Below are 14,043 nucleotides of genomic sequence, written 5' to 3' on the forward strand. Positions count from 1 at the left end.
TATTCTATTGCTCTCTAACCCGTTAAACAAATACCTATCGCCCAAATCCAAACGTCTATTTAAATATAATTTCACAAACGCTCATTTAATTACTTATTTAACGAGGCTCAACATCATACCCATGTAATAAAAGAGGATAAATACTAAAAACGGAGTAAGCGATAACAAACACATAGCCAACAAAAACAACAAGTAAGACCAGATCAGCGGCATAAGGAAGAACTGGTTCAATTAAATCCAGCACTCCACATAATCATAAAGGCAGACAACCAATACATATAATAAATATTGCATATATCAAACGGATGTATATTATCTATAAATCATTCGAGTTTATACGTGCATTTTATAAGTTTTGTTTTCAATTCAGCGAGGACAACCCTGAATTATACAAATCAAACACTACTTATATTGGGATTAGTTATGAGTAATAAACTAAAAAACATTATTTCTTTTACGGGATTAACTGTCATTTTAATCATGACGACGAGCTTATTAAATTGGAAAAATTTCAAAAAATCGTCAACCGTAAGTAACAGAAAACCGTTGGGGTACAAATTTAATGCCCCCATAGAAGCTGCACTCGCTGGTGTTCAAGGACTTGGCTTTGCCATCTTAGCCGATGAGGTTCGCCACCTCGCTAACCGTACTCAACAAAGTACCACCAAAGTTAAAGACGTTATCACCTCACTTCAACACGAGACCAGCAACTCAATCACCACTGTTGAAGATAGGAAGTCTCAAATTACCACCGCGACGGTAGAGCAAACGCTTGTCGCTGGAGAAATTAATCAGAGTCTTGCGGACATCCATCACAAGGCTCCCGTAAGCGGTAAGCACGTTCAAGATAAACGGTTAAAACCTGTGTTCATTTAACGCTAAGTAGGAGAAGCAGTTCCCCCTACTGACAACATCGAAGTTAAACAATCAAGCCACCTCTAAGGAGGCTTGATTCAACGAATTTTCGCATCAACCAACAAACTAAATCCCTAGCGTTCTCTTTGCCATATTGGCAAGGAGAGGCTTTTTGCTTTCTAAAATAAGCAAACAACTCCACAAACAATAAGGATAACTCTATGAAATTAAATAGATTAGCGCTCATTTCGGCCATAATTTCATCTAGCGCCGGCGCTTTTGAAATCTGTAAGATCGGGGACGAATATAACGTCTTAGATAGTGAAAGCTTCCACCAAATCCGCCAAAAAAATTACGATGCATTTAGTGATGGCATTACCCCTGAAAACCTTTTTCCATCGGCGCCGGAACACATTATCGACTTAAAACCATCTCTATCCGAAGCCAGTGATATTTTGCCAGAAACCGCCACATTACTGGATACAGGGCCAGCCTCGGCGATTGCAATTGAACCGGTAGAAGCGACACGATTAATGGAAACCTTGGGACGTTCAACCAGTAGCCTGGCAAAAGGCGCGTTAGAAGCTTTGGGCCCAATTGGTGATGCGGTTGCGGTCGGCCTTTGGGCAAATGACGTGGCCAATAGCTTTCAGGACGAATCGCGCACCTCTTATGACAGGTTCGCCACCGTTATGGAGTTGGTCGATTGGTTTGGCGTATTAAAGCTTCCAGCCAGAGAAATAGATCGTCAAATATTGAGTAGCCGTTGGGATAGGATTGCGGCGGGAGACCATTATAGTTACCGCATCCATGATGACCTGATTACTCAGCAAGATCTGAGAGACAAAAACCATTGGGCTGAACTCGCATCCAAACAGCAGGCTATGTTAAACGCAGTAGCACAAGGCTTCGCGACCGATCTTGCACTCAAATACCAACAGCATTATCAAGAAGTCGTTCAAGCTCAAACCATCATGGCAGAAGAGCTGATTACAGGTGTCGAGCATGAACTGCGCAAAACCCTCTTTAGCGAGCTTGCAGTCGATCATCAAGGCTCTCGCCTTTTCGCATCAGACATTGCCTTAAGCTGTAACGAAGAAGCCCAAGCATTGGCAGAGCTGTACCCTCAACAAGATGTTGAAGAAAACAATAACCGTCCACCAGCGGTGCCGTCAAAGCGCCAAGCCAATCGAGCTCTTGCCAAACTCCAACACTGCCAGCAGCAGCTATTGGATGAAGCTATTGCCAAACTTGATGCCTTACGAGCGGGACAAATTCCTGGCCTTGACCAAGCCGCTGTGGAACAACTTTATACCCGAACATTAGCAGCAAAGACGCAGATCATTGAAACCGCGGACAACCATGTCAATTTGCTCAAGAGTAAGTTGCAAAAAGAGATGTTTACACAAGGTGAAATCGCCGTTGAACAACTATTTAGTTCAGGCTCTGTAGACACCATGCATAACTTCTTCAAGGCGCAAGCGGAACGAAACGCTATCGACGAAATGACACGCAGCATTCTAGGCCGCCCTGCGACCACACAAGAAATACGCAACAAAGAGATTGTTCTCCAAAGCGGTTACAGAAAGTGCGTCCGTATTGGTATTCTCGGAGGAGACCCGAATTTTCGCGGCTGTGTCGAATATGCTTGGATACCAGCGGAAACTCGCCCGTTTAATCCATCTGAAGATACGGTTATTGCGCAAATCTATCCGCCGAATAAAGAAGCGGTGAAGCGAGTTCTTTTCGATACGCTAAGCACCTTGATTGCCAATGGCTGGAACGCAGACAACGAGGAGCATTGGTTAGAGCAACAGATCTTGAACTTTTCTGCACAGCAGCGCCTAAAACAACAAGCCGAATTCGATAAACAGCAGGTTTATCATTGGCTGTTAGATTCAACCGCGCAACTAGGAGGTAAATGTACAGGTGGCAGTTCATGCGCAGGCTGGAGCCCTTCTTACCTACAAACAGTGAACCTATCACGTCAATCGTCGCTGCATTACATCAACAATTGGCATGCTAACTATTCGGGCAAATACGCAAATGTACACTCAAAGCGTTATCAAAAGCTCGAAAGCCTCATCGCAGTTGCGCTGGCAAGTGAATGGCAGGCCAAGCAAGCAGTAGAATTTTTTAGTTTTACTTATCCAGGTAGTGCCGATCTCGAAACTAACGCACCATTAATTTACTCAGCACTCAAGTCTTCATCGCTAGACATTACGGACCTACAAGGTAATACGCTACAACTGGCTAAAGGAATAGTGAAAACTCGACTTGCCGAGGCGATAAGCGTGTCAGACAGCAACGGTATTGAGTGGCTACATTCACAAGTGGGCCAATTCCAACGTTACACGTCAATCATCCACTCACAGCACATTTCTACAGGGCATTACGCTTCTGGATCAGAGGATGTTCCCGCTCTATTCTCTGAAATGCTACCCGCGCACCTAATGCGATACCTAATTTCAGACATTATCCCTGATAGCTATGATGCCCGTTTGGAGCGCTCAATTGAGGCACTGTTTAATCCAGACTCAGAACTCAACCAAAAACTAGACAACTTAAGCCGCACCAATGAAAGCTTTACCAACAAACCGGGTCGCAGCTGCTTGATCTACTATCCGCACCTTAAGAGCGCTCTTCTCAGTGTGGCTGAAGAAGAAAATCTGTACTGGCTTTCACCTATCTCAGAATGGTACGGCGCAGTCACTCGACAACAACTTAATACGTTTCGTGCACTTCAGTCTGCCGTAATCAATCAGAACACTTTCGGCATTCCATGTGATTTAAGCCCTAACAGCTATCAATACCAATAAAGGGCAGACATTATGAATACTCGTTTTTTATTACTGCTCTGTTGTCTGAGCTTTACTGCCTTCTCTCAACCGTTTGATGCGCTCAAACAGCCAAACCGCTCAGAGGAAGAGGTCACCCAGCTAGCAGAAGACTTCAACGACTGGTCAAAGGCTTCCAATGGTTGGCGCTACTCCTTCATAACTGCCAATGAAAAGGAAGCTGTGGAAGACTTTTCAATTTCCGGCTATCAGACCGCTAATGACTACCTAAGAGCAACTGACACCTCAACATGGGGTGTCGCGGGGGCGGATGCGAGGCAGTACATTCGCACGGTTAAATCGGCTCTCAACAAGCTGCCAAAATACAAAGGGACCGCCTATCGAGGGACTTGGGTAAAACTATCTCTGCTTAACAAGCTCGAAGAGGGGGACGTGTTGGTCGAGCCAGCATTTACTTCAACCTCTACTCTCCCAGAAGTCGCTAAGCGTTTTTCGGTAGTGCATCCCAACTCCCCACAAAGGCTCAAGCGAGTGCTGTTTGAAGTAAAGATCAATCAAGGGGGTCACACCATTGCAGGGCTTTCGGAATACAGCAAAGAAGCAGAGGTTCTATTTGCGCCAAATGCACACTTTCGAATCACCCAGATAGAGCGAACTTCTAACCATACCTACATCGGCGTTGAGACAGTGAAGGCGTCTGCCGTCAAAAATACTCAGAAATATAACCTCTATTCAGGCGAAGAAGTAGAAGCATCATTTTGGCACTCTCTCGTTTGCACATAAACTAAGGATCAAGCAATGAAAAAATTTATTGGAGTGCTTTGTCTCTCTTTAATGACAAGTTTTTCGGCACAAAGTGAGGAGTTTCCTGAGTTTAAAGGGCGTTCACTCTCCTATCAGGCGCAGCAACAAATTGCGGATGACTTGATGGATTGGGCAACGACGCACCATGTAAAAGCAGAAAAAAAGATGGTGCCAGAAGAGTATTCCGCAATCAAAAACTATGGCCGAGTGGATCACGACGTGGTCAATGAATACATGAGGGCGGGAGAACCTGAAGGGTATTTGTCAGAAATGTTTGGTCGTACATTAAAGTCGCGAGTCTTTCATATGCGGAATGTGATGAATAAATTACCCAACTACAAGGGTACCGTTTATCGAGGTTCATCAATCAAGAACTCGCTACTGGAAAAGCTCAACATCGGTGACATTCTGCACGAGAAAGCGTTTTTATCGACTTCGACATTACCGAGTGTTGCCAAGAACTTTTCGTCGGCTGGTGTTTACGAAGGCGCCTCTGCCGCTCAATTCAAAATTGAATTAAAGTCAGCAGGTCGGGCGATCAATGCTTACACGTTCAAACCGGATGAAGCTGAAATACTCGCTAAACCCAACACTTACTATCGAGTAGAAGCGATTGAAAAAATATCGCCACACAAAAACTACATCAAGATGAGAGAGGTAAAAAACCCTAGTCGTTATCTTAAGGCTGAACCCGATATCCATATATACGACAGCTTTAATGGTGAAGAAGTCTCCCTTCGAAATCGCAGTTCCCTCTACTGCCTGTAGCGTGATGCACCTGTCGATGACGTAATGCACTTGTCTATAGCGTAATGCACCGTCTTCTCAGGTTATGTTCTTAACGAGCGATTAAATACAAAAAGACCATCATTATGATGGTCTTTTTTATTACTGATATTCGCTAATCTAGCGCTATTAACTGGCGGTTTTACGAATCACCTTGCCACAAATGTACTCACCAATCGGCATTGCCGAAGTCGCTGCCGGCGATGGCGCGTTACATACATGCAAGCTTCTTGGGCTTTCGGCAAACAGAAAATCATGAACCAAGGTGCCATCTTTGAGTACCGCTTGGGCACGAATGCCTGCTGGGTAAGGTTTGAAATCTGACACCGTAATACTCGGGCAATATTTATTCACTAGCTTTAGATAGCCCGGTTTCCACCACGAGTTCTTAAACTCGACCAAACCGGTTTTCAGATTATTCGCAGTCACCTTCCAAAAGCCCGCAAAGCTCAGCATCTGCCAAGTATCCTTGAAACTAAAGTTAAGCTTGCCATAACCTTCTCGCTTCCAGCCTTGAACTGCATTTGGCCCTACTGTTACGGAACCATCAATCATGCGTGTTAAATGCACGCCCAAGAAAGGCAGTTCTGGGTCAGGGATTGGATAGATAAGGTGATTCACCACTTGGTTGTGTTTGGCGTCCAACTGATAATATTCACCGCGATAAGGGACGATTTGGAAGTCGGTTTCAATGCCAAGCATACTGGTCATTCTGTCGGCCATCAAACCAGAGCAAGTGATCAAGAATCGGCTGTTCAGTTGTAGAGTTTGACCATCTACTTTGCACGTTAACTGCACTTCATCTTCTTGCTCATCCGCCATGATCACTTCTGTGCCTAGACTGAGCTTGCCGCCCGCCTCAACAAACTCTTGAGCCATTACTTCGGTGACTTTTTTGTAGTCGACGATGCTGGTGGTTTTGACATAAATCGCGCCCAAGCCCGTGATGTTAGGCTCGGCAAGTTTCAGTTGCGCTTGGTCCAACAAATCGACATCAATGTCGTTATCATGACAACGTTGATAGAGCGCATTCATGCGCTCTACTTCCTGCTCATTGGTCGCGACCAACAGCTTACCGCAGTTTTCGACAGGGATATCGTGATGGCTGCAAAAGGCGATGGTGCGCTCTACGCCACGCTTACAAAAATCCGCCTTTAAACTGCCCGGAGCGTAGTAAACGCCTGCGTGAATCACACCACTGTTATGACCCGTTTGGTGCAGCGCGAAGCCACGCTCCTTTTCGACTAAAAGGATACTTTTATAAGGGTGAGCTTGCTGTAATTGCCATGCCGTCGACACACCAACAATGCCACCACCAACGATAATATAGTCGTATGTTGAGTTCATAATATTCCTACATTCAATCCTTTAATTATAGGGAAGACGCGACAGTGTTAGACCCGGTTTGAGGTAACTTTTTTTCCTCAATTTCTGATTCCTTTTTCACTTGATTAGCATCGTATTTACGACCGCTGTAGATAAAGATGCCAACAAAAATGGCAACACATACCAAACGGATCACGACTGAAACATCAGGCCATACTAGAGCTACACCTATCGCAACCAACACTACTCGAGTAATAATATTAACTTCGCTCTCTAGATAACCTTCAATCGCCGCGATAAACGCGTAAGTACCAATAACAGCAAAGCCACCCGTGACTAAAACGGAGGTCACATCCCAACTTACCAAGTTAGTGTAGGCAATCAACAATGGTACTAAATACAAGCCTTTGGCGATCTTCCATGCCATTAAGCCTGTTCTCATCGGGGGTGTTTTAGCAATGGTTGCAGCCGCAAATGCAGTTAAACAAACAGGCGGAGTCACGTTGCTGTCTTGCGATAACCAGAAAATAATTAAGTGAGCCGAAAGCAGTGCGAGACTGATTGCTTCTAAGCCAAGGCTCTGTTCAAGCAGAGTTTCCACAAAATCAGCAGGAACCAACGCAATCATCTCTTTCGCCGTTTCCAACGCCATCGGTGCGTTCAATAGATCAAGCTTATCTGGCGCAGCCAACATAAAGATGGCTTTAGCTTGCTCAGGAAGCTGCCCTGACACCAACAAGTCGAGCAACTGACTTTCAGCAATCAATTTATACAAGGCAGGAGCAGACAATGTTCCCAACACAATATAAGCCGCCGTTACTGGTAACCCCATACCCAGAATCAAAGACGCCAGTGCGATCAACGCAATCATCACCAGTAACTCGCCATTCGCCCAGCTGTTGATCATCAAAGAGAAGGTGTTACCAATTCCCGTAGTGCTAATGACATTAACAACTAGACCAATACCAACTAATAGCACAGCCGTTGTCGCCATGTTTTTTGCGCCTTGAGACAAAGCTTCAATGATCGCTTTCGGTCCCATTTTGTGATTTTTAGAGAACCATGATGCCACCACCACAGAAAGAATCGAAATACCCGCAGCGTAAGTCGGCGTAAAACCTTGAACGAGCAAAGTCACTAACACGGCCAATGGGATCAGGTTGTGCCAACCCGACAGCAATACCTTTAACAAAGGTTCACAGCCTGAGGTCACCTTTTGTACACCACTACGCTTCGCTTCAATACGCACGAAAAAGGCCACAGACAAAAAGTAGATAAGCGCAGGAACAAAGGAAACCGCAATAATATCGACATAAGGGATCTGCGTGTAAGAGGCCATGATGAACGCGCCCGCACCCATCACAGGTGGCATCAGCTGCCCGCCAGTAGATGCAGCCGCTTCAACACCTGCCGCGAAACGCGAAGGGAAACCTGCCTTTTGCATCAAGGGAATACTGATCACGCCCGTCGATACTGTGTTTGCTACGCTCGACCCAGAGACAGAGCCCATCAAGCCGGAGCCAATAACGGCAATGAAACCAGGGCCACCAATCACTTTGCCCGCCGCGGCACGGGATACATCAATAATGTAGTCGCCGACACCAGATCGAACTAAAAATGCGCCAAATAGGATGAACATGAACACGAAGGTCCAACTGATTCTTGAGATCGAACCAAACATCCCTTCTGATGAATAAAAGCTTCGATAAAGTAACGTCTCTAGGCTTAAACCCGGAAAATGAAAAATACCGCTGGTCCATTGTCCCCAAAGCACTACATAACTTAAACACACTAAGATAAGCACTGGAATGAACCAGCCCATAGTGCGTCTAATCAGCTCAATGACGATGGCAATCGCCAAGATAGAGAAAAACCAATCACTGGCGATAAATTTTACGCCTCGGTCATACAACGCATCTTCGGCAAAGGGAATGTAGATAAGGCAAGCTAAAGCAGCCAAGGCAATCCCAATATCGATAGCTAATGCTATTTTGCTTTTTTTAAGCGAGACATGGGCGGGATACCAAAGTGCGCAAATGATTGCGAAACCAGCGAAATGCGTCGCCGAAATCCAAAGCTCTGGCAAGGTAGATAAGGTATTAAACCAAATATGTAGGAGGGAGAGTATCACTCCCATTGTCGTTATTGCTTTGCCTACCCAAGGGAAATCTGTTCGGGTAGGCAATTCGAATTTTTTCAGTTCCTGCTGCAGCGAATCGCTCATAGAAAACTCCTGCTCTCCACAGCCAAACGCGCAGAGAAAATCCATAAAGTAAGGTGGTGCGTTTTCACTTCAAATAATCGAACGAGTCGGAGACGGTCAAATCAGACAAAGTAGCCGAAACAGATGAAAACGCACCAAGCAATTAATTAACGCGAATATTCAGTTCACGCCAAATAGCGAGTTAAAGATAAATGGCTAATCGAAGACAAAGGGTTAGTCGACGATCAACTCAGAAGGGATTTCTATACCCACTTCTTTATAGTAACGAGCAGCACCAGGGTGAAGCGGAACAGGAAGGCCTGCGATCCCTTTCTCAAGTGCCATTGCTTTGGTTGCTTTGTGGATACCTTGTAGGAAAGGTAGGTTTTCATAGATAGCTTTGGTCAGTTGATACACATCTTCTTCAGAAATGTCTTCACGAACCGCTAGGAAGTTAGGTTGGGCAATCGTAGTAATTGGTTTATCGACACCTGGATAAGTGTTTGCTGGGATCTCATACTTGGTCCAAATATTGTAATCACCATTCGCTTGTTTGATTTGTGCATCGGTAAACGACAAGATTTGAATATCTTCACCCAGTGCTGCAAAGGCTTGCGTCACCGCACCAACAGGAACACCAGCAGGCGTGTTCATACCATCAATTGTGCCATTTTGTAATGCGCTCGCACTGCCACCGTAACCCATAAAGGCGAGTTTAAATTGTTCTGGGTCCACGGATAAGCCTTGCATGATTTGACGACCTGAGTTTTCAGTCCCAGAGTTCTTCTTACCGATAGAGAATTTCTTACCGTTTAGGTTCTCTAGATCGCTTACCGTACCTGTTTTTGCTAGATCTGAACGCACAATAAAGTGTTCTACGTTTTGCCATAACATGGAAACTGAACGCAGTTGAGTTTGTCTGCCAGATTTCTCATATGGCCCTAAACCCTGCCAAGCCCAAGCACCATACAAACCTTGTAGAATAGCGAACTGAGCTTCGTTCTCGTTCAACAACTTTACGTTCTCACCCGAGCCCGCAGAGCTGATAGCCGCTAAAGAAAAGTGCTGCTTAGGCGCAAGCTTAACTTTACTCAATGTCGCTAAGGCCACACCTACCGGATAGTAAGTACCACCCGTTGAGGCCGTCGCTAAAATATAGCTGCGATCTTCTTCAGCTGACGCATGACTGATAAGGCCAAGAGAAGCCATTGCTATCGCTAAAGTTTTAACTAGCTTGTTGTATTTCATTGTTACTCTCCATGTAGGGTTATTCACGTTATATTTTTGTTAACAACAATCACTAGATAGCAAGCACAATGCCAGTTTTTAAACTACTGTTTTTATTGTAATTTATTTTAAAAGCCACCTAAAGTAAGCCATTTTCTGCTTATTTCACTACTAATGAGTAAGCTATTTTTTGCTTATCCAAAGCCGCAGTTAACATCCCCTTAAAGGTGGTCAGGTCACATCATGTTATATTTATGTGATCAATGTTTATAAAGTGATAAATATACGCTGAGCCATTTATTGCTCATCAATATCCAATAAACACGACTGTCAAACCGATCATTGAGAATCGACGTAGTCACTTCGATTCAACCCATAACGCACCATCTTTTGGTTCAATGTTCGACGAGGTAAATCCAAGTCTTGCATAACATCATTGATGCGTCCCTGATAACGCACTAGCGCATCATGAATCACTTTCCGTTCAAAGCTCTGCACTTGAACCGCCAACGGGATGCCTGCCGCTGTGGACTCTGTGACAGAATTAGGACGACACGCCAAAATATCACCAACGGTCAGGCTTTCATCCAGCGCAAAACGAATCGCAACATTACGCAGTTCACGCACATTGCCCGGCCATGCATACGACAACAAGGCATAGCGATCGGCTTCACTGGCCGCTCGGGTTTCGCTGTTCGCTTCTTGAGTGAAGTGTTCAAAAAGGATAAGAGCATCGTCTTCTCGTTCACTAAGGGGAGGTAAATGCAGTTGAGCAACGTTCAAACGATAGAAAAGATCTTGGCGAAAGTCAGGATGATTTAAAAGGTCGCATTTCGAAGCTGAAACTATTCTTAAATCAACATGTTGCTGTTGATTACCACCGACACGTTCAACAACATTGTCTTGTAAAGTACGTAGCACTTTTACTTGCATCGACAACGGCATACTTTCTATTTCGTCAAGAAAGACCGTACCTTTGTCGGCAAATTCAAGCTTACCAATGCGTCGTTTAGCAGCACCAGTAAATGCCCCGGCTTCATGACCAAACAGCTCGCTTTCAAATAGATTCTCTGGAATCGCACCACAGTTTAGTGGCACAAAAGGATGAGGTTTACGCTGACTAAATTTATGTAAACAAGAGGCAACGAGCTCTTTCCCACAGCCAGTTTCACCATAAATGATCACGTTGGTATCAATTGAAGCGACCTTTTGTATTTGTTCTCGTAATGCACACATCACTCTGCTGCGGCCAATCAGAACTTGTTCAATGCCCTTCAGGTTATCCAAATAGCTTTGACGATTTATCCTATCTTGACCACTTTGATGTTTATCTACCGCTTCCGATACCGTTTGAGACAAACGCTCTGGATCGAACGGCTTTTCTATAAAATCATACGCGCCTTGCTGTAATGCCTTAACGGCCATATCGACATCACCATGTCCGGTGATCAAGATAACAGGTACTTCTGGCACCAAATCTTTAAAGCGACTTAACAGTTCAACACCATCAATATCAGGTAAGCGCACATCGCTAATGATGGTCTGAAAATCACCTTCCACGACCGCATCTAACGCGTCTTGTCCAACCTCAAATGCGGTGACATCGAAGCCTGCCAACTGCAACCATTGGCTGGTTGCTTGACGCACAATAGCATCATCTTCAATCAAAGCAATACGTTGCATGATCTCTTCCCATCGCTTACACCTAAATAATATCGACCACGGTATGTAAAAAAGCCGCAGACTAAAAGGAGCTAGCTCCCACTTTGAATAACACTCCTTTAACAGTTTTATAATGTTTGCTAGCTTCAATTTGTTCCAGATTCAACCTTCCATGTGGTAATAAAACGCAGCTTTTCAACTCAATAATTTAAAAAGGATTTAATCAAGAATGGTTAACAAAAATCGATATTGGTTGTTCCTGTTTGCCTGTTTATTGATTGGTTTAGTTCAGGTAACTACCAAAAGTGGCATAAGCCAATGGAAGCTAGAACAAGCTCAGCGTTACGCAGAACAGCGCTTCCTTGGATACATTGCCGAAGCAAGACGCACGCTCAAACGTTTTTACTATTTGCCTTATCTCGTGACGAACGATGAAACCAGCGTGCGTTTTATTGATGGTGACATTCGCCTCCAAAAACACATTAAAAAACAGCTGATTCAGTTAGACAAAGCGGCTAACACCAAAGGATGGTATCTACTCTCTGCAAACGGTGATTTGCTTGTTTCTAGCGTAGAAAGGAACAAACTCAGTAAAAAAAGCGCCAGCACTATTGTCGCTAAGATCCACCAGCAAGGCGGTGCGATCTCCCTAGTAACCAAAAATAAAGGCGTCACACCCGATTATTTTATTGCTGCACCCGTTTATCGAGCATCCGATGTGGTAGGCATTGTTGCAGTACAAATTGATTTATCATTACTGATCGACCAATGGTTTGCCGATGGTGAAGCCATCTTGTTTCAAAACCCTCGCGATCAGTTTTTTCTATCGAGTGATCACCGATTGAATGCAGATTGGTTCAATGAAAATTTCACTTCACAACCGCTCGCTACAAAGCGTGAGCTATATGACCAAACCCACATTCGCGTATGGCGACTGAAAGATAAAGATTACCTTATTCAATCCATAAAGTTAGACGACCTGAATTGGCGCTTAACCTACCTAACGCCGTTAACCAGCCTAAACCAAACCACAAGTTGGATAAGTTGGAGCGTCGCAGTAGGTTGTCTGTTCATTCTGTTATTGCTGGTTATTCTTTATCAAAGACGTCAGAAAAAGCTCAGCAATTTACGAATACAAAAACTCATCGAAGAGTCGGAAAAGCGTCTGTCTGGGATGATCAATAAAACGCACGTTGGGCTAGTGCTGATCGACAAACATGGTCATATCCATGATATTAACCTCATGGCCAAAAACTACTTCTCACTATCCGATTCAATGATCAGTAACATCAAAGCTTGGCAGTTATTTGAGGCAGGCAATCCAAATTCAACCACCTTGCAGTTGCTTCAGAACCTAGAGCAACACCAAGAACTGGCCGAAATAACCAGCGTCGAAACCATGGCAAGACGCAGCGATGGTAGCTACTTTCCGGTACTGTTTTCTATAAGTGCCTTTCCTTGGCATGCGACCACTTATTATCTGTGTACCGTGATCGATATTAGTAAGCGCAAAAAAGCAGAAATTGCAGTGCAAAACGCTAATAAAACGCTTCAACTACGTGTAGAAGAGCGAACACAAGACCTGAAAGACGCACAACAAGAACTGGTTGAATCAAGCAAACTTGCCGCACTAGGGCGGATGTCGAGTGCGATCACTCATGAGCTTAATCAACCGCTTACTGGTCTAAAAACCCTGCTTTCAAGTAATCAACTACTGATGGAAAGAGGCGAGACCAAGATGTTGAAAGCGAACATGGACTTAGTGATGAGTCTTATCGACCGAATGGCAAACATGACCAGCCAATTGAAGTCATTCGCCTTTAAAAGACTTGAAAAGCCATACCCAGTGTCACTGACAGACGCACTGCAAGAAACCCTACGCATTCACCAAGCCGATCTCGAAAACGTCGATATTCGAGTACGAATCGCCTCCAATATTTCTATGGTGATGGGTGAAGAAGCCAGGCTAAGCCAAGTTCTTGGAAACCTGATTCGAAACGCAATAGACGCCACTCAAAATCAAACACCCGCGACCATTGTTATCAGCGCACATACCGATCAACAACGCGTGATCATCAAAGTGCAAGATAATGGCTGTGGCGTATCAGAAGACCAACTCGAAACCATTTTCGAACCCTTCCATACCAACAAAAAGATGGGCGAAGGCTTAGGACTCGGGCTGGCTATAACAGCAAACAATGTTCGGGATATGCAAGGTACCTTGATAGCGAAAAACAACCCAGACCAAGGCATGACATTCACGTTAACGCTACAGAATAGTGATAGTGATGGTGATTGTAAGTAGCCGCTTACATAGAGTTTAGAGTTCACACACTATTGAAAAACTAAAACTAAAAAACCGCCCCAAAAGAGCGGTTTTGA

Annotated in this window: 9 protein-coding genes; 5 read left to right on the plus strand and 4 right to left on the minus strand. The window is 44.5% G+C overall.

What is annotated here, in order from left to right; all coding sequences use genetic code 11:
* The first annotated feature begins 423 nt into the window (after positions 1 to 423).
* From L3V35_RS25505 to L3V35_RS04570, 4 genes are all read left to right on the plus strand, one after another.
* On the plus strand, positions 424 to 876 hold the full coding sequence (locus L3V35_RS25505) for a methyl-accepting chemotaxis protein (protein ID WP_276574048.1): 453 nt from the start codon (positions 424 to 426) through the stop codon (positions 874 to 876).
* Positions 877 to 1,076: 200 nt separating this feature from the next.
* The gene (locus L3V35_RS04560; protein WP_237298615.1) at positions 1,077 to 3,674 is read left to right on the plus strand and encodes a hypothetical protein; all 2,598 of its coding nucleotides are present in this window, start codon (positions 1,077 to 1,079) and stop codon (positions 3,672 to 3,674) included.
* Between the two features lie 12 nt (positions 3,675 to 3,686).
* A complete protein-coding gene (locus L3V35_RS04565; RefSeq protein WP_237298616.1) occupies positions 3,687 to 4,436 on the plus strand; it encodes an ADP-ribosyltransferase in 750 nt (249 codons plus the stop codon).
* Between the two features lie 15 nt (positions 4,437 to 4,451).
* A complete protein-coding gene (locus tag L3V35_RS04570) occupies positions 4,452 to 5,225 on the plus strand; it encodes an ADP-ribosyltransferase (RefSeq protein ID WP_065111637.1) in 774 nt (257 codons plus the stop codon).
* 147 nt (positions 5,226 to 5,372) lie between these two features.
* On the opposite strand, the gene lhgO is transcribed toward L3V35_RS04570, so the two are convergent.
* The 4 genes from lhgO to L3V35_RS04590 all read right to left on the minus strand — a co-directional run bounded on the left by lhgO (position 5,373) and on the right by L3V35_RS04590 (position 11,682).
* Complete coding sequence (lhgO, locus tag L3V35_RS04575; RefSeq protein ID WP_237298619.1) at positions 5,373 to 6,590, minus strand: L-2-hydroxyglutarate oxidase; 1,218 nt, start codon at positions 6,588 to 6,590, stop codon at positions 5,373 to 5,375.
* A 25-nt stretch (positions 6,591 to 6,615) separates the two neighbouring features.
* The gene (locus L3V35_RS04580) at positions 6,616 to 8,793 is read right to left on the minus strand and encodes a TRAP transporter permease (protein WP_019824545.1); all 2,178 of its coding nucleotides are present in this window, start codon (positions 8,791 to 8,793) and stop codon (positions 6,616 to 6,618) included.
* A 213-nt stretch (positions 8,794 to 9,006) separates the two neighbouring features.
* The gene (locus tag L3V35_RS04585) at positions 9,007 to 10,020 is read right to left on the minus strand and encodes a TAXI family TRAP transporter solute-binding subunit (RefSeq protein WP_016789976.1); all 1,014 of its coding nucleotides are present in this window, start codon (positions 10,018 to 10,020) and stop codon (positions 9,007 to 9,009) included.
* 318 nt (positions 10,021 to 10,338) lie between these two features.
* Complete coding sequence (locus L3V35_RS04590; RefSeq protein ID WP_016789977.1) at positions 10,339 to 11,682, minus strand: sigma-54 dependent transcriptional regulator; 1,344 nt, start codon at positions 11,680 to 11,682, stop codon at positions 10,339 to 10,341.
* Between the two features lie 208 nt (positions 11,683 to 11,890).
* Here L3V35_RS04590 and L3V35_RS04595 point away from each other — a divergent pair, with 208 nt between their 5' ends.
* On the plus strand, positions 11,891 to 13,966 hold the full coding sequence (locus L3V35_RS04595) for an ATP-binding protein (protein WP_237298621.1): 2,076 nt from the start codon (positions 11,891 to 11,893) through the stop codon (positions 13,964 to 13,966).
* Positions 13,967 to 14,043: the final 77 nt, after the last annotated feature.

This window comes from Vibrio sp. L5-1, from assembly GCF_021728315.1.
GTDB classification, from domain to species: Bacteria; Pseudomonadota; Gammaproteobacteria; order Enterobacterales; family Vibrionaceae; genus Vibrio; species Vibrio splendidus_K.